The organism is Streptosporangium oxazolinicum (genome assembly GCF_039537505.1).
GTDB lineage: Bacteria > Actinomycetota > Actinomycetes > Streptosporangiales > Streptosporangiaceae > Streptosporangium > Streptosporangium oxazolinicum.
The window spans coordinates 163,016-186,482 of the sequence record NZ_BAABAQ010000004.1; the positions used below are offsets into that span (position 1 = coordinate 163,016).

At 72.0% G+C, this 23,467-nt stretch carries 19 protein-coding genes; 13 read left to right on the forward strand and 6 right to left on the reverse strand.

Annotated features, from left to right (window positions below):
* The first annotated feature begins 21 nt into the window (after positions 1 to 21).
* From ABD817_RS13705 to fxlM, 8 genes are all read left to right on the forward strand, one after another.
* A complete protein-coding gene (locus tag ABD817_RS13705) occupies positions 22 to 3,399 on the forward strand; it encodes an SNF2-related protein (RefSeq protein WP_344918250.1) in 3,378 nt (1,125 codons plus the stop codon).
* A gap of 1 nt (position 3,400) precedes the next feature.
* Positions 3,401 to 3,649, forward strand: coding sequence for a hypothetical protein (locus tag ABD817_RS13710; protein WP_344918251.1), 249 nt, complete (start codon positions 3,401 to 3,403; stop codon positions 3,647 to 3,649).
* Positions 3,650 to 3,812: 163 nt separating this feature from the next.
* Positions 3,813 to 4,379: a YbhB/YbcL family Raf kinase inhibitor-like protein gene (locus ABD817_RS13715; RefSeq protein ID WP_344918252.1), complete on the forward strand. Its 567-nt coding sequence runs from the start codon at positions 3,813 to 3,815 to the stop codon at positions 4,377 to 4,379.
* A 183-nt stretch (positions 4,380 to 4,562) separates the two neighbouring features.
* On the forward strand, positions 4,563 to 6,128 hold the full coding sequence (locus ABD817_RS13720; RefSeq protein ID WP_344918254.1) for a hypothetical protein: 1,566 nt from the start codon (positions 4,563 to 4,565) through the stop codon (positions 6,126 to 6,128).
* A gap of 72 nt (positions 6,129 to 6,200) precedes the next feature.
* Entirely contained in the window at positions 6,201 to 8,450 is a 2,250-nt protein-coding gene (locus ABD817_RS13725; protein ID WP_344918255.1) for a SulP family inorganic anion transporter, read from the forward strand.
* 68 nt (positions 8,451 to 8,518) lie between these two features.
* Positions 8,519 to 9,511, forward strand: a complete 993-nt coding sequence (locus ABD817_RS13730; protein WP_344918256.1) for an NAD-dependent epimerase/dehydratase family protein — start codon at positions 8,519 to 8,521, stop codon at positions 9,509 to 9,511.
* A 7-nt stretch (positions 9,512 to 9,518) separates the two neighbouring features.
* On the forward strand, positions 9,519 to 9,947 hold the full coding sequence (locus tag ABD817_RS13735; RefSeq protein ID WP_344918257.1) for a VOC family protein: 429 nt from the start codon (positions 9,519 to 9,521) through the stop codon (positions 9,945 to 9,947).
* A gap of 577 nt (positions 9,948 to 10,524) precedes the next feature.
* A complete protein-coding gene (fxlM, locus tag ABD817_RS13740; RefSeq protein WP_344918258.1) occupies positions 10,525 to 11,697 on the forward strand; it encodes a methyltransferase, FxLD system in 1,173 nt (390 codons plus the stop codon).
* Between the two features lie 283 nt (positions 11,698 to 11,980).
* Here fxlM and cydC read toward each other — a convergent pair whose 3' ends face one another.
* Genes cydC through ABD817_RS13765 form a run of 5 tightly spaced genes read right to left on the reverse strand, consistent with a single transcriptional unit; the run spans position 11,981 to position 18,318 of the window.
* Complete coding sequence (gene cydC, locus ABD817_RS13745; protein ID WP_344918259.1) at positions 11,981 to 13,744, reverse strand: thiol reductant ABC exporter subunit CydC; 1,764 nt, start codon at positions 13,742 to 13,744, stop codon at positions 11,981 to 11,983.
* A complete protein-coding gene (locus ABD817_RS13750; protein ID WP_344918260.1) occupies positions 13,741 to 15,459 on the reverse strand; it encodes an ABC transporter ATP-binding protein in 1,719 nt (572 codons plus the stop codon). The genes cydC and ABD817_RS13750 overlap by 4 nt, the downstream gene beginning before the upstream one ends.
* Positions 15,456 to 16,199 carry an ABC transporter ATP-binding protein gene (locus tag ABD817_RS13755; RefSeq protein ID WP_344918261.1) on the reverse strand — a complete coding sequence of 248 codons (744 nt, stop codon included), beginning with the start codon at positions 16,197 to 16,199 and terminating at the stop codon, positions 15,456 to 15,458. The genes ABD817_RS13750 and ABD817_RS13755 overlap by 4 nt, the downstream gene beginning before the upstream one ends.
* A complete protein-coding gene (locus ABD817_RS13760) occupies positions 16,196 to 17,263 on the reverse strand; it encodes a FecCD family ABC transporter permease (RefSeq protein ID WP_344918262.1) in 1,068 nt (355 codons plus the stop codon). The genes ABD817_RS13755 and ABD817_RS13760 overlap by 4 nt, the downstream gene beginning before the upstream one ends.
* Before the next feature lie 38 nt (positions 17,264 to 17,301).
* Positions 17,302 to 18,318 carry an ABC transporter substrate-binding protein gene (locus ABD817_RS13765; RefSeq protein ID WP_344918263.1) on the reverse strand — a complete coding sequence of 339 codons (1,017 nt, stop codon included), beginning with the start codon at positions 18,316 to 18,318 and terminating at the stop codon, positions 17,302 to 17,304.
* Positions 18,319 to 19,001: 683 nt separating this feature from the next.
* Here ABD817_RS13765 and ABD817_RS13770 point away from each other — a divergent pair.
* The 4 genes from ABD817_RS13770 (at position 19,002) to def (ending at position 21,457) form a co-directional block, all read left to right on the forward strand.
* On the forward strand, positions 19,002 to 19,484 hold the full coding sequence (locus ABD817_RS13770; RefSeq protein WP_344918264.1) for a Fur family transcriptional regulator: 483 nt from the start codon (positions 19,002 to 19,004) through the stop codon (positions 19,482 to 19,484).
* A 49-nt stretch (positions 19,485 to 19,533) separates the two neighbouring features.
* The gene (locus ABD817_RS13775; protein ID WP_344918265.1) at positions 19,534 to 20,136 is read left to right on the forward strand and encodes a superoxide dismutase; all 603 of its coding nucleotides are present in this window, start codon (positions 19,534 to 19,536) and stop codon (positions 20,134 to 20,136) included.
* Between the two features lie 4 nt (positions 20,137 to 20,140).
* Entirely contained in the window at positions 20,141 to 20,695 is a 555-nt protein-coding gene (locus ABD817_RS13780) for a GNAT family N-acetyltransferase (protein WP_344918266.1), read from the forward strand.
* 225 nt (positions 20,696 to 20,920) lie between these two features.
* Positions 20,921 to 21,457, forward strand: coding sequence for a peptide deformylase (gene def, locus ABD817_RS13785; RefSeq protein WP_344918267.1), 537 nt, complete (start codon positions 20,921 to 20,923; stop codon positions 21,455 to 21,457).
* 74 nt (positions 21,458 to 21,531) lie between these two features.
* Here def and ABD817_RS13790 read toward each other — a convergent pair whose 3' ends face one another.
* A complete protein-coding gene (locus tag ABD817_RS13790; protein ID WP_344918268.1) occupies positions 21,532 to 22,044 on the reverse strand; it encodes a hypothetical protein in 513 nt (170 codons plus the stop codon).
* 128 nt (positions 22,045 to 22,172) lie between these two features.
* Between ABD817_RS13790 and ABD817_RS13795 the strand changes: the two genes are divergently transcribed.
* Positions 22,173 to 23,405 (forward strand): hypothetical protein, encoded by a 1,233-nt coding sequence (locus tag ABD817_RS13795; RefSeq protein ID WP_344918269.1) that lies wholly within the window; start codon positions 22,173 to 22,175, stop codon positions 23,403 to 23,405.
* Positions 23,406 to 23,467: the final 62 nt, after the last annotated feature.

Below are 23,467 nucleotides of genomic sequence, written 5' to 3' on the forward strand. Positions count from 1 at the left end.
GAAGAACGCGGGGGTGGTCAGGTGCTCGTGGTCCACGGCGGTTGGGTGGATGGGTTCGTGGGGGTCTGGGCGGAGGACACCGCCCGGATCCCCTCGTCCGTTTCCCGCGCCGCCCTCCGCCCGCACCCCTTCGCGGCGTCCACGGCAGCGCTGGCCACGGCCTTGCGCGGAATTTCTGATGATTATCCCGGCGAAGCCCTAAATCAGACGCTAAGCGAAGTTTCGGGCGGGGCCCTCCCCCGAGGTGCGGGCGGGGCCCGCGAGCCCGGGACGACCCCTCAGGGGGCCGTCCCGGGCGTCCCGGCCGTCACGGGCGTCCCCGCCGCCGCACCGGTCTCCGGCGTCACGAGCGCCGGGACCGTCACGATCGCGCCGGACACCACGGCCGTCGAGGGGGAGCTGATCGTCCTGCTCCCCGGCTCGGCCTCGGGCCCGATCCCCTCTCCCGAGTCCGGCCTGGCGAGCCGGGCGCGGAGTCCGAGGATCTCCGCCTGGCGGGTCCCGGCCCTGCTGTTCCGTCCGTCCGGAGCGCTCCGCCTGCTCGGCTCGCTGTCGGATCTCGGCCCCGGTCCCGGCCCCGTCCCTCCCGATCTCGCCACCGGGAGCGGACGCGGCGCAGAGGACCTCACCTGGGAGCCCGCCCTCTCCCTCCGCTACCTCGCCGTGGTCGCCGAGCACGCTCGCGGCCTGGTCAGGCGCGGCCGGATCCTGCCCCAGCTCGTCCTGGAGGGTGGCGTTCACGCGGCCCGCTGGCGCCCGGTGCTGACCGGCGCCGACCTGGCCGCGCTGCCCGGCCTCGCCGGCGCGATGCCGCCGGTGTGCAGGGCGGTGGCACGCGAGAGACCTCCGGGGGAGGTGCTGGGCGAGGCGCTGGACGGCCTCGTCGACGGCGCGGCGCGGCTGTCACTGCCCGACCGGCTCATCCTCGGCAACCGTCCCGGCCTCAAGACCGCCCTGCCCGACCGCTGGCTGTACGCGCTGACCGGCGAGGACGCCGCACTCCCCGGCGCGAGGCCGGACGAGGCGGCGGCGCTCGGCGAGGCCCTGACCGGCTGGTTCGACGCGGCACACGAGCTGGGCGGGCCGGTCAGGGTCTGCTTCCGGCTGATCGAGCCCGCGGGCGACGGCGACTCCTGGAGGGTCGAGTTCGGTCTCGCCCCGGCGGACGACCTGAACGGCGCCTCCGGCGGCGGACACGAAGGCGACGGGGAGCCCCGGGGAGACCTGGGGCGCGAAGGCGGCGGGAGAGACGAGGACGACGGCGACGACAACGGCGAGGGTGAGGGCGGCCGGGAGCGCGGGGACCGCGAGCCCGCCCGCTACCTGTCGGCCGAGCGGATCCGGGCCGGTGAGCGGGCGCCGTGGCTGCCCGAGCGGCCCGAGGAGCTGATCCGCGCCGACCTCGGCCGGGCCGTACGCCTCCATCCCGACCTCTACGTCGCGCTGCGCGACCCCGAGCCGGTCGCCCTGACGGTCGAGACGGCGTGGGCGTTCTCGTTCCTCCGCAACGGCGCGCCCCTGCTCAGGGCGGCGGGATACGGCGTGCTGCTGCCGGCCTGGGCCGGCCGCCAGGGGCTGGGCCTGAGGCTGACCACCCGCGCGCTCACCGGAGACGGGGGCGAGGGGTTCGGTCTCGGCGGGCGGGTGAGCGTCCGGCTGGACGTCGCCGTCGGCGACCACACGATCGGCGCGGAGGAGCTGGCCGGGCTCGCCGGGCTCCGCGTCCCCCTGGTGCGGGTCGAGGGCCGGTGGGTCGAGCTGGACGACCAGCAGGTCAAGGCGGCCCTGAGGGTGATCGAGCAGCGCGACGACGGCGAGAGGACCGTCGGCGAGGTGATCCGCGAGGTCGTGGAGGGCGGTGACGAGGGGCTGCCGCTGATCGCGGTCGACGCCGACGGTCTCCTGGGCGACCTCCTCTCCGGCGAGGCCGACCGCCGCCTCACCCCGGTCGCCACGCCCCGGGCGCTGCGCGGGTCTCTCCGCCCCTACCAGGAGCGCGGCCTGTCCTGGCTGAGCTTCCTGTCCGGGCTCGGCCTGGGGGGCGTCCTGGCCGACGACATGGGGCTCGGGAAGACCGTCTCGACCCTCTCGCTCCTGCTGTCCGAGCGCGAGACCGGTACGCCCGCCCCGACGCTGCTGGTCTGCCCGATGTCGCTGATCGGCAACTGGCAGAAGGAGGCGTCCAGGTTCGCCCCGTCGCTCCGCGTCCACGTCCACCACGGCGGCACGCGCAGGCGCGACGAGGAGCTGGCCTCGGCCGTGCGGGAGGCCGACCTCGTCGTCACCACGTACGGCACCGCGCTGCGGGACCTGCGGGCGCTCGCGGGACTTGAGTGGGAGCGGGTGGTCTGCGACGAGGCGCAGGCGATCAAGAACAGCTCGGCGCGGCAGTCCAGGGCGGTGCGGTCCATTCCCGCCCGCACCCGGCTGGCGCTGACCGGCACGCCGGTGGAGAACCACCTGGCGGAGCTCTGGTCGATCATGGAGTTCTGCAACCCCGGCCTGCTCGGCCCGGCCAAGCGGTTCAGGACCCGCTACCAGGAGCCGATCGAGACGCGGCGCGACCCCGACGCCACCGCGGCGCTGAAGCGGGCCACCGGGCCGTTCGTGCTGCGGCGGCTCAAGACCGACCGTTCGATCATCTCCGACCTGCCGGACAAACAGGAGATGAAGGTCTGGTGCACGCTCACCCCGGAGCAGGCGGAGCTGTACCGGGCGGTGACCGGCGAGATGCTGGACAGGATCGACGCCTCCACCGGCATCGAGCGGCGTGGCAACGTGCTCGCGACCATGACGAAGCTCAAACAGGTCTGCAACCACCCGGCCCAGCTGCTGAAGGACGGCTCACGACTGGCGGGCCGGTCGGGGAAACTCGCCCGGCTGGAGGAGCTGGCCGAGGAGATCGTCACAGAGGGCGACAAAGCCCTGATCTTCACCCAGTACACCGCGTTCGGCGCCCTGCTGCAGCCCTACCTCGCCGCCCACCTGGACCGGCCCGTGCTCTGGCTGCACGGCGGACTGCCCAAACGCAAACGCGACGAGCTGGTCGAACGCTTCCAGGGCGACGACGAGCCCATGCTGTTCCTGCTCTCCCTCAAGGCGGCAGGCACCGGCCTGAACCTCACCGCCGCCACCCACGTCGTCCACGTGGACCGCTGGTGGAACCCCGCCGTCGAAGACCAGGCCACCGACCGGGCCTTCCGGATCGGCCAGACCAGAAACGTCCAGGTCAGAAAGTTCATCTGCCTCGGCACGCTGGAGGAGCGAATCGACGAGATGATCGAACGCAAGAAGGCCCTCGCCCAGAGCGTGGTCGGCACCGGCGAAGACTGGATCACCGACCTGTCCACCGACCAGCTGCGCGAGCTGTTCCGGCTCGGTCCCGGGGCGGTGAGCTGACATGGACGACACCGGATCCGGCGACAGGCCCTCCGAGGGGCGAGACCTCGGCGGAGGGACCTTCGACGAGCGGATCGGGGACTTCTACTCCCCCGCCGTCTCCCTGAACCGCCTGCGGCCCCGGCCCGACGCGACCGGAGCCTCCGCCGACCTGCTGCTGCGGGCCCTTGAGCCGCCCGCGGTCAAGGTGCGGCACATCCCGCTGGTCGACCTGCTCAGGAGGCCCTACCGGGAGCTGGGCGGCGACTGAGCCCTCGGATTCGCCGGTCCCCGCGCGGTCCGGCGAAATTCGTTTTGGAAGTCACTCCAGCCCCTTCCGTCCCTCGATTTCCCGTGATTTCCGGCTTTTTTCCCGCTGCGGAACCTCGCGATCCGGTCTGCGCATCTTCCAGACACGCGTAGCATCATCGGGCATGGGGCAGCCGAAAACGTCTACGCGCCGCCCGCGGCACACCTCGAAAGTGGCGGTGGCCGCGGCGCTCGTCGTCATGTCCTCAGGCTGCGGCATGGCGAGCGGCATGGCCTCGACGGAACGACTGCAGCTGGAGCCGATCAGCGTCTCCAGTCCCCGGGTCAGGGACGGCGGCCCCCTGCCGTCCGACTACTCATGCAAGGGTTCGGCCGGTAACCCGCCGCTGCGCTGGTCTCGCGTGCCGGACGGCACGAAGTCCGTCGCGATCGTGGTGGACAACAACTCCCGGACGGGTGGCGAGGTGAACTGGGTCGTTTTCGACATCGATCCGCGCACCAACGAGCTACCGGAGGGTAGCGTTCCGGTGGGAGCTGTCGAAGGAAGCACGACGAGCGGCAAGGTGGGCTATAGCCCTCCGTGCGACGCCCAGGAGAACTATCGTTTCACTGTCTACGCGCTCGACGGCAAGGTCGACCTTCGCAAGGGGGCACTCCTCAGCGAGACCTTGAAGAGCATCGCGGACAAGACGATCGCCTGGGGACGGCTCACCGCGGCGCACATCGAGTGACTGGCCAAACACCGGAGGTAGTAATGGTTACCAATTCTTCACTTAGGGTGTGACAACGCTCATAGTGGTCCGACACAATCAGATCCAATGTCCAAGCGCAGGTGATGCATGGGGGCAGGTCGCGTCGATGGCCGCGCGATCTCACCGGCGCCGCTGTAAGGCCATGGCCTTGAGGGTGGTGCAATGATCGCGGTCGTAGTAAGCCTGGTCGCCGTCGTGCTCCTCGTGCTCGTCGTCGTGGCACTGGGGATGCGGTCGATGAACCGCAGGGAGAGCGCGCTCCCCGCGGAACGTCTGCGGGAGATGGCGGAGAAGGAGGCGCTGACTCCGACCATGTCCAGCGACGACTTCGCCACCAGAGAACCGAAGATGAACCATTTCACCCCCGACCTCACCCCGTTCGACGAGCCGAAGCCGCCGCGCCAGCCGCGCCCGCCGAGCTCCCGGGGCAAGCGCGGGCTGAACGAGTTCGGCCAGGTGGACGACTACGACGACGACTACTGGACGCGGCTCCAGGCTGACGAGGGCGGCTTCGGAGGGTCCTTGGCAGCCCGGATGGGCGCGAGCCGTCCCGTCGAGCAGGAGGGCCAGAAGGCCGACGCCGACGCGGTGACCGTGCAGGCCCCGCTGCCGACCAGGCCCCAGCCCTCCCGCGGCACCCCGCAGCGGCCCCCGGCCGTGCCCGCCGCTCCCGAGCCCGCCATCGCCTCCGCCTCGCTGCCCTCCGGCCTGTCCGACCTGGTCGCCCCGGTCCAGCCGAACCCGGCTCCCACGGCCGCCTCCCTCGCCGACCAGAAGACCGTGACCTTCGCGGCCCCCACTCCCGGCGCCTTCGGTGAGTCCCGCCCCTCGCGGGCGAGTTCCCGTCGCGGCGGCAACAGGGCGTCCTCGCAGCCGATGGCCCAGTCCGCCCAGGGCGGCGGCTCACCCCGGCCCGCCCAGGGCGGCCCGTCCCGCCCCGACCCGCTGAACGACCCGCTCGGCGGCTCCTACTCCCGCCGTGGCGCGAACTCCCGGCCCAGCAGCGCCGGTTCCCCGGCGAACGGCAACGGCGCCCCCGGCGCCCGCCCCGGCCCCGCCGGTGGCCGTCCCGGCGGCGGCGGAGCCTCGATGCCGCCCATGGGTCCCACGACCAGCGGCGGCTTCCCCGCCGCGACCGACCCGCTCGCCGCCTCCCACCGCACCCCGCCGCAGCCGCCCAAGACCGGCGAGAACCTGGCGGACAACCCGTGGGCCCAGGCCACGAGTCCCTCGTCGGGAGGCTGGCCGGCGGCGAACACCGCCGACATCCTCGACGACCCCGGCCCCTCCTACTCCTCGTACCAGACACCGGTCTACAGCGCACCGCCCGCGGGCTCGTACGAGGTCAGCTCGGGCTGGGCCACCATCGAGGACGACGCGATCACCGGTCCGAGCCAGGCGGTCTCCACCTCGACCGGTCCCTCCCGGACCTTCTCCCCCACCTCCCCCACCCCGGACCGTCCCGCCGACCCGCGGGGCGGGGCGGCGAGGGGCGGATACGGCTACGAGCCCCGGCAGGCCAGCCCGGCGAGCCCTGCCGCGTGGCCGGAGCCCGGCACTCCCAACGGAAGTGACGCGGCGAGCTGGCCGAGTTACGGCGAGCTCTACGGCACGGCACCGGCGGCCCCCGAGACCGCGGCCACCGGCACCGAGGCGCGAGGGCGGGCGAGTTCGCGGGGCAGCCACCACCGGGCTCAGGAGCCCGACTACCCCGACTATTACCGCTGATTCTTTCCGTCCTCCGTAAAAGCCTCGGGTAAACGCCCGGTTGGCGAGGGGCAGCACCGTAGGGTCTGCCCCATGGAGACGGACACGAAGAGCGACGGTGTTCTCACAGCGGGTGGCATCACCTCCGTGCTGCGGCACGACCTGCCCGCCTCCCTGGTGGTCTTCCTGGTGGCCGTGCCCCTCTCGCTGGGCATCGCGGTCGCCTCGGGAGCGCCACTGGCGGCGGGCCTCATCGCAGGTGTGGTGGGCGGCGTGGTGGCGGGTTTCCTGGGCGGCTCCGTCGTCCAGGTGAGCGGGCCGGCGGCGGGGCTCTCCCTGGTGGTGGCCGATCTGGTGGTGACGTACGGCTGGCGGGCCACCTGCATGATCACTCTGCTCGCGGGCGCCCTGCAGCTGCTGCTGGGGGTCTGCCGGGTCGCCCGTTCGGCACTGGCGGTCTCTCCCGCCGTGGTGCACGGCATGCTGGCCGGGGTGGGCGTGGTGATCGCCCTCGCCCAGTTGCACGTGGTGCTCGGCGGGAGCCCGCAGCGTTCGGCGATCGAGAACCTGATCGAGCTGCCTCAGCAGATCATCCACAACCACACGCACGCGGTCTTCGTCGGCCTGCTGACCATCGCGGTCCTGGTCGCCTGGACCCGCCTGCCGCAGCAGTTGCGGACCATCCCCGCGCCGCTGGCGGCCCTGCTCGCCTCCTCGGCGACCGCCTGGGCGCTCGGCTGGGAGGTCACCCGGATCGACCTGTCGGCCAGCCTGGACTCCTGGGCGAGCCCCGTCTGGCCCAAGGGCGACTGGCACGGGATCATCGGGGCGGTGCTGCTCGTGGCCCTGCTCGCCGGGGTGGAGTCGCTGCTCTGCTCGGTGGCCGTCGACAAGCTGCACGACGGCAGGCGCTCCGACCTCGACAGGGAGCTCACCGGCCAGGGCGTGGCCAACATGGTGACCGGCGCGCTGGGCGGACTGCCGGTGGCCGGGGTCATCGTCCGCAGCACCACCAACGTCCGCGCCGGGGCCCGCAGCCGCTGGTCCACGATCCTGCACGGGGTCTGGATCCTGCTGTTCGCGGTCGGGCTGGGGTGGATGATCGCGCTGATCCCGATGGAGGCGCTGGCCGCGCTGCTGGTCTTCATCGGCGTGCAGATGGTCAACATGGGGCATCTGCGCAACCTGCGCGGTCACAGCGAGGTCCCGGTGTACGTCGTCACGATGGCCGGGGTGGTGCTGCTCGGCCTCGCCGAGGGCGTGCTGGTCGGTCTCGGCCTCGCCGCGCTGTTCGCGCTGCGCCGCCTCACCCGGGTGACCGTACGGGCCATGGCAGAGCCCGACGGCCGCTGGCACGTGGTGATCGGCGGCTCGCTCACCTTCCTGGGGGTGCCCACGCTCACCTCGGAGCTGCGGGCCATCCCCGCCGGGGCCGCGGTCGACCTCGACCTGAACATCGACTTCATGGACAACGCGGCATTCGAGGCGATCCACGACTGGCGCAACGACCACGAGCGCGGCGGCGGGACCGTGGACATCGACGAGATCCACGACGAGTGGTACTCCATGGCGGCGAGCGGGGCCCGGGTGTTCCCCGCCAAGACCCCGCCCCGCGCCCCCGACCGGTGGTGGCTGCCCTGGTCGCACCGGCGGAACGGGCAGCGGGCGGGCCGAGGGCCGCTGGTCGCCGCCCGGCACGCGCCCCGCGACGACAGTCCCGCCGTGCCGGACCTGCTGGCCGGGGCGCGGGAGTTCCACCGGCGTACGGCGCCGCTGGTTCGTCCCCTCCTGCACGACATGGCCCGCGGGCAGGAGCCCTCGCATCTCTTCATCACCTGCGCCGACTCCCGCATCGTGCCGAACCTGATCACCGCCAGCGGTCCCGGCGACCTGTTCACCGTCCGCAACATCGGCAACCTGGTGCCCCGGCTGGGTTCGGTACCGGCGGACGACTCGGTGGCGGCGACGATCGAGTACGCGACGAGCGCGCTCAACGTCCGCACCATCACGGTCTGCGGGCACTCGGGCTGCGGGGCGATGGCCGCGCTGCTCAGCGGGGGTGAGAAGGCGGCGGGCCTGCCCGCGTTCGGCCGCTGGCTGCGCCACGGCAACCACACGCTGGCGCGGTTCATCGCGGGCGAGAGCGCCGGTGAGGACGACGGGCCGCTGGACCGCCTCTGCCGGGTCAACGTGATCCAGCAACTGGAGAACCTGCGGACCTATCCGCAGGTGGACCGGCTGTTCCGCGCCGGGCACCTGGAGCTGGTCGGGCTGTACTTCGACATCGGCACCGCCCGGGTGCACCTGCTGGAGCACCCTCCGATCGCGAGCCGTCCGCTCTGAGCGGATGCCTTGCGCCACGGGCGAAAGCCCGTAGCCACGTCCCGGCACGGCGCCAAGGATGAGGCGCTATGAGAATCCTGATCATCGGTGGTTCGGTCTTCGTCGGCCGGGCGATCACGGAAGAGGCGCTGCGGCGCGGGCACGAGGTCACGACGTTCAACCGGGGGCGCAGCGGGGTGGACCTGCCGGGTGTGGAGGCGGTCAGGGGCGACCGCGAGGTGCCGGCCGACCTGGACCGCCTGGCGGAGGGCCGGGAGTGGGACGCCGTCGTCGACGTCATGGGCAGGGTCCCGAGGGTGGTCGGCGAGTCGGTGCGCCGGCTCAGCGGCCGGGCGGGCGTCTACACGTACATCTCCAGCATCTCGGCGCTCGCCGACTTCCCCGTGAAGGGGTGCGACGAGAGCTCGCCGCGATACGAGTGCGCCCCGGACGCGGGGCCGGAGGACGGCGACTACGGCGCGCTCAAGGCGGGGTGCGAGCGGGCGGTGGAGGAGGGCTTCGAGGGTGAGGCGCTGATCGTCCAGCCGGGTCTCATCCTCGGCCCGTACGAGAACGTGGGCCGCCTGCCGTGGTGGCTGGACCGGATCTCCCGGGGCGGGCGGGTCCTGGCGCCGGGTGATCCGGAGCGCGCGATGCAGGTCATCGACGTGCGCGACCTCGCCGCGTTCGTCCTCGATCGCACCGAGGTGGGGAAGGCCGACCGGTTCCTCGCCAGCGGGGTGCCGGGCAACGTCACCTACGGCGGCTGGCTCGCCGAGTGCCGCGCGGTGACCGGCTCCGACGCCGAGTTCGTCTGGGCCGACGACCGGTTCCTGCTCGACCGGGAGGTGCGGCCGTGGACGGAGTTCCCGATCTGGGCCCCGGACAATCCCGATTTCGCCGGGGTCTGGCTGGCGTCGTCGGCGAAGGCCCGCGCGGCCGGGCTGAGCTGCCGCCCGGTCGCCGAGACCGTCCGCGACACCTGGGCGTGGCTCCGCGACGTGCCCCCGGCGGAGCGGTCGTTCCGCGGGCACGGCATCGACCCCGAGAAGGAGGCCAGGATCCTCGCCGAGTGGGCATAGAGGCTTCATGGAGATCCAGATCACTTTCGACGCCAACGACCCGTCGTCGCTCGCCGCCTTCTGGGCGGAGGCCCTCGGTTACCGCCTTCAGCCGCCTCCCGAGGGGTTCGGCAGCTGGGAGGCGTGGGAGAAGGCCCAGGGCATCCCCGAGGAGAGGCGTTCCAGCCGGTCGGCCATCGTGGACCCGGACGAGGGGCGGCCCCGTTTCTACTTCCAGCGCGTGTCCGAGGGCAAGACCGCCAAGAACCGCGTCCACCTGGACGTCAACGTGGGCGGCTCGCCCGACACGCCGCTGGAGGAGCGCCGCAAGCTCGTGGAGGCGGAGACGGGACGGCTCGCCGCCCTGGGGGCCGTCGAGGTGCGGACGGTGGAGGAGCACGGCGAATACTGGACCGTCATGACCGATCCGGAGGGCAACGAGTTCTGCCTGCAGTAAGCATGCATTTCTACGCATACATCGGGCTGGTGGGCCCATAGATTCATGGCTGTCCGGCTCCGTCCCCCGAATGCCGGACGGCGGTCCACGCTCCCAGGGCCGGGGGTGGAGGGCGGCCGATTCCGCCCTCCACCCACCCGGACCCGCCGATCCGCCCGCCGGTCGCGCCGATCGCGCCAGTCGCGCCGGTGAGGAACGGCGCCGCCTCCCCTGGACCCGCCGATGCGGAAGTCCGTCTCCGGCGCGCTCCGGCCGGGTCGCCGCCGGATCCCGGCGGGGCCGGCCCGTCAGCGGTTGATCACGTCCCGGCTGCCGTGCGGGAGGTCGAAATCGCCGTTCATACCGGCAGGTCAGAGCCGTTCTCCTGACATCTTCTGTCAGTGGGGACCGGGAATTGCGGGCCGTGCCGGACGTTGCGCGACCCTCGTATGAGGGGTACCGTCACGGCCCCCGGGACTCGCGCGCTTTCCCGCCCGATTCCGGCACGGAGCGTCGGGCGAGGGCGCGTCGCGGGGACGTTCGACATGTGCGGGGGCATATAACTCAGGGCACTACGCATACGGCACGGAGGTCGGCGATGACTGAGTGGCACGCGTTACGGGAAGAGCTGGTCTCGCAGGTACGCACGAGGGGGAGCAGCGAGGCCGTGGCCGGTGCGATGCGGGCGGTGCCGCGCCACGTGTTCCTGCCGGACCTGGCGGCGCAGGACGTCTACCAGGACGACGCGATCGTGACCAAGCGCGACGCGGAGGGCCGTCCGATCAGCTCCTCCTCCCAGCCGGCGATCATGGCGCTGATGCTCGACCAGCTCGGCGTGGAGCCGGGACAGCGGGTGCTGGAGATCGGGACGGGGACGGGCTACAACGCCGCCCTGCTCGCCCATCTGGTGGGTCCCGAGGGCCTGGTCGTGAGCGTCGACATCGACTCCGACCTGATGGCACCGGCCGGGGAGCACCTGGCGGCCGCGGGCCATCCCGAGGTGAGGCTGGTGTGCGGCGACGGCGCCGAGGGGTTCTCGCCGGAGGCGCCCTACGACCGGGTGATCGCCACCGTCGGCGTGTGGGATCTCGCCCCGGCGTGGCTGGAGCAGCTCGCGCCCGGCGGGCGTCTCGTCGCCCCGCTGGACCTGCGGGGGGTGCAACGCTCGGTGGCGATGGAACGGGACAACGGGCACTGGACGAGCCGCTCGGTGCTGCCCTGCGGGTTCATGCGGATGCGCGGCCCCTTCGCGGGCCCGGAGACGACCCTGATGCTGGACCGGGAGTCCGATCTGTCGATCTCGCTGCCCGAGGCGAACGAGATCGGTGACGTGCTGGGGGCGCTCGACGGGCCGGTGGTCGAGCTGTCCACCGAGATCAGCGTCAGCCTCTCCCAGCTCCTCGACGGGTTGAGCCTGTGGCTGGCGGTGCACGAGCCCCGCTGGTGCACGATCTCGGAGGCGCGGCCCGGGTGGCTGGCCTCGCCCCCGCTCGACATGACGGGGTTTCGGATGGCCGTCGGCATCGTCGAGCGTGACAACCTCTGCCTGCTGGAGCCGTCACCGGACGGGACGCTGATCGCGCGTGGCCACGGACCGGACAGGGTGCGGCTGGCGCGCGAGATGGTCGCCCACATCCAGGCGTGGGACATGGCGGACCGGCCCATGACGACGGGGCTCCGCATCGACGCCTACCGGGGTGACCCGCCCGACGGCGGCCTGCTCATCCGCAAGCGTCACACCACGCTCGCGCTGTCCTGGAAGGACCTCTGACCGGCGGGCCGCGGCGAGCGCTTTGTCAGCGTTCCCATGCCGGCGACCGCGCCGCCCGTCAGCATCGTCCGCCGTTCCATCGGTGCTCCCTCCAAGGGCCGGTCCACGGGAAATAGCCGGAGGCGGGAGACCGGAAGTTCCCATGGGCATCGATCAACGCGTGATGACGCGCCCGGATCCGCGGCGTCCTGGGCGCCGTGACGCACCAGGCCACCCGTCGGCGCCGCTGCCTGCCGTGGGATCACCAGGGACTCCCCCGGGCGCCTGGCGATGCTTGATGTGATCAGTCGGTGAGCTGGGTGGCGAGGAGTCGTGTGTAGGCGCCGTGGGTGGCGAGGAGTTCGGTGTGGGTGCCGGCTTCGGCGACCTGGCCGTCCTCCAGGACGACGACGCGGTCGGCGGTGCGGATGGTGGACAGGCGGTGGGCGATGACCAGGGTGGTGCGGTCGCGGCGGGCCTCGGTCATGGCGGCGGCGACCTCCTGCTCGCTTTCGGCGTCGAGATTGGAGACGGCCTCGTCCATGATCAGGATGGGGGCGTCCTTGAGGAGGGCGCGGGCGATGGCGACGCGCTGGCGCTGGCCGCCGGACAGGCGGGCGCCGAGCTCGCCGGGCAGGGTGTCGTAGCCGTCGGGCAGGCCGGTGACGAACTCGTGGGCGTGGGCGGCGCGGGCGGCGGCCTCCACCTCCTCGTCGGTGGCCTCGGGGCGGCCCAGGCGGATGTTGTCGCGCAGCGAGATGTTGAACAGGTAGACGTCCTGGGGGACGAGGGTGATCAGGCGGCGCAGGTCGTCCTGGGGGAAGTCGCGGATGTCGTGGCCGCCGACGGTGATCGTGCCGGTGGTGACGTCCCACATGCGCGTCAGCAGGCTGGCGCAGGTGGACTTGCCCGCTCCCGAACGGCCGACCAGGGCGACGGTCTCGCCGGGGGCGATGTCGAAGGAGACGTCGGCGAGCGCTTCTGGCAGGTCGGGGCCGTAGCGGAAACGGACCCCCTCGAAACGCACATGCGGCTCGATCGGGCCGGGAGGCGGGGCGGTGACGCGGTCGGTGACCGGGGCGGGGGTGTTCAGGATGGTCATGATGCGGTCCCCGGCGGCGATGACGAGGTTGAGGTCGCGGGCCACGTCGGTGACGGCGATGACCGGGGCGAAGGTGGTGGCGGCCAGGACGACGGCGACGGGGAACAGCGCCGGTCGCAGGCTGCCCGCCGAGGTCAGCAGGGCGGCGGTGACGAGCACGGCGAGCATGCCGAGCGTGGTGGCGGCGTTGGTGGCGGCGTGTTCGAGGCCGGAACGGCGGCCGTGGGCGAGTTTGGCCTCCAGGAGCCGCCGGTTCTGCTCGCCGAGGCGGTCGAGCTGGCGGGCTCCGGCGCCGGAGGTGAGCAGTTCCCGCAGGCCCTGAAGGGTGTCGACGGCTTCGGCGTTGAACTCCCCCAACTCGGCGCGCAGCCTCACCCCTTGGGTGGCGGCCCGTTTGCGCAGCCAGGCGGGCAGGAGGGCGAGCAGGATCAGGGCCGGGGCGAGGGCCGCGGCGAGGGCGGGGTGGAAAACGGCCAGGGCGCTGAGGGCGGCGACGGGGACGGTGACGGCGCTGATCAGCGGGCTGAGGGTGTGGGCGAACCAGAGTTCCAGCTGCTCGACGTCGGAGATGGCGGCGGAGCCGAGGTCGCCGGAGCGGCGTTGGAGGAGGTAGCCGGGGGCGAGGCGTTCGAAGGCGGCGTAGACGCGGCCGCGGACGTCGGCCAGCACGCGGAAGGCGGCCACGTGCGCGAGGTAGGACTCCAGCCACGGGGTGAGGGCCAGGAAGGGCAGTAGGAGGCCCAGGGCGATCAGGCCGCCGCGCAGGTCGCCGGGTGTGGCTCCGGTGATGGCGCGGCTGACGACCCACGCGCCGACGCCGGCGGAGGCCAGGACGACCAGGTGGTGGGCGATGCCGCTGGCGGTCGCGATCAGCAGCAGGGGCCGGTGCGGGCCGAGCAGCGCCAGCAGGGGCCGGAACCGGGACCCGCCGGGAGGGTCGAGCGCGACGGTGGTGGTGGCGGTCATCGGGCGGCTCCGTTCTGCGCGGCGACCAGGCGGGCGTAGGCGCCGTGGCCGGCCAGGAGTTCGCCGGGTGGCCCGGCCTCCTGGATGCGGCCCTCGGCCATGACGATGACGCGGTCGGCGCCTTGGACGGTGGACAGCCGGTGGGCGATCATCAGGGTGGTCCGGCCGCCGGACAGGGTGTCCAGCGCGTGCTGGATGGCGGCCTCGTTGGCGGCGTCCACGGCGGAGGTGGCCTCGTCCAGGACGAGGATGGGGGCGTCCTTGAGGAGGGCGCGGGCGATGGCGATGCGCTGGCGTTCGCCGCCGGACAGTTTCAGGCCGCGCTCGCCCACGACGGTGTCGTAGCCGTCGGGCAGGGCGGTGATGAAGTCGTGGGCCTGGGCGGCGCGGGCGGCGGCTTCGAGCTGGTCGGCGGTGGCGTCGGGGCGGGCGAGGGCGAGGTTGTGGCGGACGGTGCCGTGGAAGAGGTAGGTGTCCTGGGAGACCACGGCGACCAGGGCGCGCAGCCGGTCGAGGGGCAGGTCGCGGACGTCGACGCCGTTGACGCTCACCCGCCCTGAGGTGGGGTCGAAGAAGCGCAGCAGCAGGGAGGCGACGGTGGTCTTGCCCGCTCCCGAGCGTCCGACGAGGGCGACGCGTTCACCCGGTGCGATGTCGAGGGTGAAGCGGTCGAGGGCGGGGCGCTCTCGGCCGGGGTAGCCGAAGACGACGTCGTCGAAGGTCAGTGAGGGGGGTCCGGTCAGGCCGGGCGGGGTGGTGCCCTGCGCGGGTTCGGGGGTGTCGAGGATCTCGAAGACGGCTCTGAGGGAGGGCACGGCGTTGTAGCTGGAGTGGTAGGCCGCCTCCAGGTCCTTCAGGGGGCGGAAGCTCTCGGCGGTGAGCAGCAGGATGAGCAGCAGTTCGGTGACGGTCAGCGCGCCGTCGGCCAGCCGTAGCGCGCCGGTGCCGAGCGCCACGGCGGTGCCCAGGCCGGTGATGAACGCCACGCCGCCGACGTAGCCGATGACGATGGCCATCAGCCGGATCGAGTCGCGGCAGAACCGCTCGGCCAGCAGGGCCAGCTCGGCGCCGCGACGGCCGCTGGCGTTGAACGCCTTGAGGGTGGCCATGCCCTGCAGCGCGTCCAGGTTCTCGGCGTACAGGCCCTTGTAGCCGCGGAACCAGGCCGCGTTGCGATCTCGCAGCACGCGGTCGGAGACCAGCGGCAACACCGGCATGAGCAGCGCGCAGGCCAGGACGACGGCGCCGACCAGCGCGTCCAGGGTGAACAGGTAGGCGGTCACCGCGACCGCGCCGAGGACGGCGGCGATCACCTGGGGCAGGAACCTGCCGATGTAGGCGTCGGCGGTCTCGATGCCGTCCACGAGGGTGGTCTGCGCGGAGCCGGTGCGTCCACGCTGGGCGTGGGCGGGACCGAGCCGCAGCAGCTTGGCGGTCAGGCGGCGGCGCAGCTCGGCCTTGACGGCGCCCGAGACCCGCAACGCGAGGGGCTCGCGTACGGTCAGCGCGACGCTGCGGGCGAGTTGCAGGGCGACGACCCCGGCGACGAGCCAGATGATCGAGCCCGCGCCGTGCCCGGCGAAGACGCGGGCCAGGGCTTGTGCGACGAGCACGCCCTGGCCGACGTAGGTGGCCGTGATGGACAGCAACACCAGCACGAGCCCGGCCAGGCGCCACCGGATGGACGGGGACAGGGCCAGCAGTCGGGAGATCACCGTTCCTCCTTGAGCCGTTCGAAGACGAGCTGGGTGCGGTGGACGGCGCGCACGCCGTACACCTGGCGGATCAGGTCGGGGGTGAGGACCTGCTCGGGTGCTCCGCCGGTCACGATGCGGCCGGCGTTCATCACATAGAGGCGGTCGCAGAAGGCGGCGGCCTGGTTGAGGTCGTGCAGCACGGCCAGGGTGGCGATGCCCAGCTCGCGTACCAGGTGCGGGATCTCCAGCTGGTGGCGGATGTCGAGGTGGGAGGTGGGCTCGTCCAGCAACAGCAGGCGGGTCCGCTGGGCCAGGGCGCGGGCGAGCAGGACGCGTTGTTTCTCCCCGCCGGACAGGGTGGCGAAGATCCGCTCGGTGGCGCCGGCCAGGCCGACGCGCTCCAGCGCCCGCGCGCACAGCTCCTCGTCGACGGCGGCGTCGGCCCGGTACGGGGTGCGGCCCATGGAGACGATCTCGGCCACCGTGAAGTCGAGGTCGGCCGGGCTCTCCTGAGCGAGTACGGCGGTGCGCCGGGCGGCCTCGCGGGCGGGCAGCCGGTGTACGTCGTCGCCGTCGACGGTGATGAGCCCGGCCGAGGGGCGCAGCGCCCGGTAGATCGAGCGCAGCAGGGTGGACTTGCCGCAGCCGTTGGGCCCGACCAGGCCGACGAACTCGCCGTCGTCGACCACCAGGTCGGCCTCGTGCACGATCGGGTGGCCGTCGAGGGCGACGGACACCCCGCTCAGGTCGAGCTTCACGTGAGGTTCACCGCCCGGTCCACCGAGCGGCGGCGCAGCAGCCACAGGAAGAACGGCACACCGAACAGGGCGGTGACGATGCTGAGCGCCAGCTCCTGCGGCGCGTTGACGGTGCGCGCGGCGATGTCCACCAGCTGCAGGAACACCGCGCCGAGCAGGGCGGTGACGGGCAGCACGCGGCGGTGGTCGGCGCCCACCAGCAGCCGGGCGGCGTGCGGCACGATCAATCCGACGAACGCGATCGCGCCGCTGGTGGCCACCAGCACGCCGACCAGCAGCGAGGTCAGCACGAACAGCATCAGGCGGAAACGGTGCACGTTCACGCCGAGCGAGACGGCCGTCTCCTCCCCGGCGGCGATCGCGTTCAGCGGGCGGTGCTGCAACAACAGGTAGGCCACCCCGGCGGCCAGGACGACGGCCGGCAGCGGCAACATGTGCCAGCGGGCGCCGCCCAGGCTGCCCATCAGCCAGAACAGCACCTGCTGGGCGGCCCGGCCGCTCTGGGCCAGTTGCAGGACGAAACTGTAGGCGGCCTGGAACAGGTAGGCCAGCGCCACCCCGGCCAGCACGAGCCGGGAGGAGGTGAGGCGGCCCGAGCGCTGCGCCAGCGCGTACACCAGGGCGAGCGCGAGCAGGGATCCGGCGAAGGCGGCGGCCGACAGGGACAGCCCGCCCAGCGCCGAAGCGCCCAGGACCAGCACGAGCACCGAACCGAACGAGGCACCCGAGGAGATGCCGAGCAGGAACGGGTCGGCCAGCGGGTTGCGTACCAGAGCCTGCAGCACCGCCCCGACCACCGCCAGCCCGGCCCCGACCAGGAGCGCCAGCAACGCGCGCGGCAGCCGGAACTCCCACACGATCTGCTCCTGCACCGGAGTCCAGGTGCGCGGTATCCCATCGGCCAGGGCGCCGGGAAGAAGTCGGTCGGCGACGATGCCCCAGGCCTGGGGCAGGGCGACGTGCACCGCGCCGATGCTCACCGCCAGCCAGGTCGAGGCGACGACGGCGACGGCGAGCGCGGCGACGAGCAGGAGGAACCCGCTCGCGCGGCGTTTCTTCGGCACGGGCCCGGTTCGTGCCGGGCTTTGGCGGATCGCGCCGGTCACGGGGTGAAGGCGTCGGGGTGCAGGAAGCGGGCGATGTCGGCGATGGCCAGGATGTTGCGGTAGCCGGGGTGCTGGGCCGCAACCGGAAGCGCGAGGTGGCGCCGGTCCCTGGCGGCCGGGCTGTTCTTGGCGATGGCGAAGGCCTCGTCGGCCTTGGCCCGCGAGCTCGGCATGTCCTCGCCACGCAGGGTCGCGTAGTCGCTGACCAGGACGGCCTCGGGCTGGGCCGCGCTGACCTTCTCGGCGCTGACCTCGGTGTAGTCGCCCTTGACGTCGGCCAGCACGTTCGTCCCGCCGGCGGCGGTGATCATCTGGTGGGTGATGCCCGAGCCGCCGTAGGCGTTGACCGGGCCCTTGCCGCCGTCGGTGGCCAGCACCTTGACCGGGCTGCGGCCGGCGACGCGCTCGGTGACGTCGGCGAGCCTGCCCTGAAGGTCGGCGATCAGCGCGTCGGCACGGCCGGGGACACCGAAGATCGCGCCGAGGTTGCGCAGGTCGGTGTAGGTGTCGTCGATGGTGAACTTCAGCACCTCCTCGGGGCTGCACCAGCCGCCCAGGATGTACACCGGGGAGCCGGCCGCGTCCAGTTCCTCCACGGTGGCGTACCCGCCGGCGGCGTCGAAGCTGGCCATCGCGTTGTCCAGGACGAAGTCCGCGCCCTGGGCGAGCATGACCTCTTTCTGCGGCAGCATGATCGTGTCGGAGATCTCCGGGATCTTGGCGTACCGCTCCTGCTGCCCCGGCAGGAACGGGCTCTCGGAGAAGTTCGTGCGCCCGGCGATCCGGTCGTCCAGGTCGAGGGCGAGCAGGGTCTCCAGGGAGGGGTGGTAACCGGTGACCACCTTGGCGGGCGGCTTGTCGAAGGTGAGCTTGCGCCCGCAGTTCTCCACCGTGACCGGGAAACCGGCCAGCGGCGCCGCCCGCTCGCTTTTGGGACCGATCTCCTGGGTGGCGGGGGCCGGTGAGCAGGCGGTCAGCGTCAGGGCCACCGCCAGGACGAGCAGTTTTCTCATGATCGGGTTACCGCCTTCAACGGCGCGGTGTCGGCAATGGTCGGGACGGTACGAGGCGGGCGGCTCATGTGGTGAGTCTCCGGAGGTGCGAGGTCAACTGATCATCGTGTACGAAAACACCACATTCTGCACATATGTTGCAATTGCCAGCAAGTGGCATTAGGTCGGCGATGGCCAGAGGCTCGGCGCGCTCGGCGCGCGTCTCGGTGCGGGCCAGACGCTCCTTGAGGCCCTTGATGTCGGCCCGCAGGTCTTGACTCCCGCAGGTCTTGGCTCCAGCAGGGGGACATCGGGTCCTCGTTGTCGCGTAGCGGCGATCGGGGAGCCGGCGCCACAGGGGCGGGACAGGGCGGCAGGTCGCGGGCGTGGCGGATCCGCTCGGGCGTCATCGCCGACGATCGATCATGGATGAACGCATCATCCGTAGGCTCGCTCAATTGCATAGAAGTTGCAATAGCTGACTACTTGCAACTTCATCGCGGGACGGTCAAGGTGGCAGCAAGCTCGGACGCGTGGGCCGCGGGCTGCCCTGGGCTCCGGGAAGGCGGTCCACATCGAGGTATCCGTCGCGTCTCGTCAGCGGATTTCCGGCGTTGGCAGCCGGGTTGCGCGCCCCTGTGAGCGGACGGCGGCGCTCTGGTCGTGTTCGCCGTACGGACGCGATCGAGGTGGAGGGCATCGAGATGAAAGACGTCGAGGTGAAGCACACGGTCGCCGAGTTCGAGGAGGTTCTGCGCGGCAAGGGGTTGCGCCGGACCATCCCCCGCATGATGATCCTGTCCATCCTGGTGGAGTCCTCCACTCATCTCAGCGCCTCCAGACTGCATCACCTGGTGACGGCGGCCCAGCCGACGATCAGCATCTCCACCGTCTATCGCAACGTGACGGCGATGACCGAACACGGCCTCCTGCACGGCGTGGAGTACGCCGGGCAGACGCGTTTCGGCATCGCCGCGGCCCCGCACCATCACGTCCTGTGCGAGCGCTGCGGGGTCCTGGCCGATGTGGCCGTCGAGGATCTGGCGCAGACGGCGACGAACCTGATGGCGCGAACCGGATTCGAGATCTCTCCCTCGGGCCAGGTGTTGCGCGGCCGCTGCCGGCAGTGCCGGGACGACCGAAGACCCGCTGTGGCATGCCGCGCGCCCTCCCGGCCAGTTGCATGATTATTGTTGTTGCGAGATACATGCATTAGAAGCCGAAGAGGAGACACCCATGGGTGACTACACCCTTCCGGACATGCCTTACGACTACGCGGCGCTGGAGCCCGCGATCACCGGGGAGATCCTGGAACTGCACCACTCCAAGCACCACGCCGCCTACGTCAAGGGGGCCAACGACACCCTGGAGAAGCTGGCCGAGGCCCGCGACAAGAGCGAGTTCGGCGGACTGGTCGGACTGGAGAAGACCTTCGCCTTCAACCTGTCCGGCCACGTGCTGCACTCGATCTTCTGGCAGAACCTCTCCCCCGACGGCGGCGACCGCCCCGACGGCCCACTCGGTGAGGCGATCACCGAGCACTTCGGCTCCTTCGAGGCGTTCAAGAAGCAGCTGACCACCGCCACCGCCACCGTGCAGGGCTCCGGGTGGGGCATCCTGGCCTGGGAGCCGCTGAGCCGGCGTCTGGTGGTGGAGCAGGTGTACGACCACCACGGCAACGTCGGCCTCAACACCACCCCGCTGCTGGTCTTCGACGCCTGGGAGCACGCCTACTACCTGCAGTACCGCAACGTGCGCCCCGACTACGTCGAGAAGCTGTGGTCGCTGATCAACTGGAACGACGTCATCGCCCGCTTCGACGCGGCCAAGGGCGCCTGACCCGATGAGCGCGACGCCCGCCGTCCGTCCTTTCCGGGTGAATGGTCCGGCCGGACGGCCGGGCGTCGCCTCCTTCCACATCCAGGTGGTCGGTCCTGAAGCCGTCGCCTGCCATCTGCCGGCCATCGCCGACGTCGGTGGTGATGTCTTCACCCTGCCGCCCTGGCGCGAGTCCTACCCCGCCGCGCGGGGTGTGGCCGCGCGGCTGCTGGCCGACAGCAGGCGGCCCGGATTCGTGCTCGCCCTGGCCCTGGACGGTGAGGAGCTGTACGGCTTCGCCTACGGCGTGCGCTGCTCGCGCCTGGCCAGGCTGGCCTGTCACGAGCCGGGCCCGGACTTCACGCTCAAGGAGCTGGCTGTCGTGCCGCGGCGGCGCGGGCTGAGGCTCGGAGCCGCGCTCCATGACGCCGTACTCGCCCGCGCCGTGCCGGGAACACGCTGGCTGACCACCCATACCCGCGCCGCCGCGGCCCTGGGCCTCTACCGCGCCCGAGGGTGGCGAGCGGTCGCCCTGGCGGGCGGCGAGCGACTGATCATGTCGCGCCGGGACACTCGTTGACCAGCTTTTGATCATGTCCTGGAGGATGGCCACGCGGCCGGAACCGGCCCTCACACCGACCTTCTCGCCCGGCTCGGAGTTCCTTGCCGGGCGAAATCCGGAGCGCCCTCCGGACGAGAACGGCGGACAGCGGTTGTTCGGTCATGACATCCGCCGACCTTCTTGCGAATAACATGCAGATGCATCTGACTCGCAGAGTATTCGCCGCCCGGGAGGGTTCGTATCGTGCACGCCGTCGACCAGGACTCCGCACTGCCCATTCGCCACGTCGGTGACCCGGTCCTGCATCGCGCGTGCGCGCCGGTGACCGTCTTCGACGCCGACCTGGCGAAGCTGGTGCGGGACATGTTCGCCAGCATGTACGCCGCACGGGGCGTCGGGCTGGCGGCCAACCAGATCGGCGTCGGCCTGCGGGTGTTCGTCTACGACTGCCCCGACGACAGCGAGGAGTTCCGCAAAGGCGTCGTGGTGAATCCAACCCTGATCGTGCCCGAGGTGGGACATCGCAGGCTGCACGAGGAGGAAGAGGGCTGCCTGTCGGTGCCCGGCCAGCGAGCCCTCCTGGCCAGGCCCGATCGCGCCAGCGTGCACGGCTTCGACATCACCGGCGCGCCGATCACCGTCGAGGGCACCGGCCTGCTGTCTCGCTGCCTGCAACACGAGAGCGACCACCTGGAGGGCCGCCTCTACATCGACCGCCTACCGGCCAAGCGACGCAAGCAGGTGCTGCAGGCCTACCAGCAGGAGAACACCGCGAACTGACCCGGCGCCCACGCCTTCTTCTACGAATCTCCGCCCCCGCGCCCGCGAACGGACTCGCGCTCACGCGAGCGTCCTCACCGCTCTCGCGCGGGTCGTAGTCCTCCGGCGACACCGAGTGGTACGGCGTCGCGCCGTAGGGCGGCGAAGCCGGCGGCCAGGGCCGGGTCGCGGGTGAGGGCTTCGCCCACGACCGGGTCGGTCAGCACGAGGAAGGCCAGGTGCCGCAGGGCGTGGGCGACCACGTTCTCGACCTGCAGGCGTTCGGGGGACGGCGCCGAGGGAGTGGCCCCTCTGGCGAGCTGGAAATCCGTCAGCGCGGTCGCCGGCAGGTGGGCGGCGGGGTCGGGGCAGACGGCGTAGGTGAGGACGACCTGGCCCTCGGGCCGGTAGCGCCAGCTCGTGGAGTGCACCACGGTGGACGTCGCCTCGGCGGTGACCCCGCCGGCGCGGCGAACCGCCTCGTCCGGGCTTTCCCCCTTGCCCAGTGACGTCACGACGCGCCGGTAGTGCCAGGCACCCACCGGATCGGCTCGCAGCAACAGGATCTCGACCGATACCGGTACGAGGTGGCTGAGCCGCTCGTTCACATGGTGTCCCGTCGTCCGGCCGCACTGTTGCGCTGATTATGCAACAACATCTTTGTCGCAGAGATGCTATTGCCGCCGGGGCGTTCCTGTGCGTGGCTTGGCGCAGGACGACGGAGAGGCGGAGCCCGATGCCGGGACGGCCTGGGGTGCTGGTGCTCATGGGCTCGGGCGAGACGAGCCCGACGATGGTCGAGGTCCATCGCTCGGTGATCCGCCGGCTGGGTGGTGGAGCGCGAGCCGTGTTGCTCGACACTCCGTACGCGTTCCAGGAGAACGCGGCCGACATCTCCGCTCGTGCCCGGGGATACTTCGCGCGCAGCGTCGGGGTGGAGGTGGAGGTGGGCGACGAGGTCGGGGGCGCCGACTGGGTGTTCTCCGGCCCCGGCAGCCCCACCTTCGCCCTTGAGCGGTGGACGGCGACGCACGTCGCCGGTGACCTGCGTGCCCGCCTCCGGGCGCGGGAGGGAGCGACGGTGCTGGCCTCGGCCGCCGCCTGCACGGCGGGCGTGGCGACGGTGCCGGTGTACGAGATCTACAAGGTGGGCGCCGCTCCTCACTGGCGGCCGGGCCTGGACCTGCTGGGCGTCCTCGGCCTCACGGTGGCGGTCGTCCCGCACTACGACAACACCGAGGGCGGCACCCACGACACCCGCTACTGCTATCTGGGCGAGCGGCGGCTGACCCGGATGGAACCCGAACTGCCACCGGGCGCCGCCGTCCTGGGGATCGACGAGCACACCGCGCTGATCGTCGACCTGGACACCGAGGAGGCGCTGGTGGCCGGCCGGGGCCGCGTGACGATCCGCCGGCCCGGCTCCCAGGCCGTCCTGCCCGCGGGTACGACCACGAACCTGGAGGAGATCCGCCGCCTGGCCCGCGGTGAGACGACGGTGAACGGCACACCGCCGGTTATCTCGCCGACACCTCGCCAGGTCAGCCTGGCAGAGACGACCCGCTCGTGCGAGGAGCGCTTCGCCGCCGCGCTGGCCGGGCACGACGCCGCCGGCGCGGTCCGGGCCGTGCTCGACCTGGAGACCGAGATCGCCCGCTGGGGTGCCGACACCGAACAGGACGAGGGTGGTGTCGAGCAGGCCCGGGAGAGCCTGCGACTGCTGATCACGAAGCTGGGCGCCCGCTCGGACTCCCCATGTCCGGGGGATCTGGTCGCCTCCCTGGTCGAGTCCGTGCTCGCGCTGCGCGGCGAGTTGCGCCGCCAGGGACGCTACGACCTCGCGGACGCGCTGCGCACGGCACTGCTGCGCGGCGGGGTGCTGGTCGCGGACACCCCGAACGGCCCTCGCTGGACCCCCACCGGAAGCGACCGGCAACCGATGAGCGGGCCGCCGAGGACGGGCTTTTGACGCCGGGGCCGACGAAGGCCCGCCTGGCGTCCGTATCCGGTGACGTCGACGCCTCCCCCGAG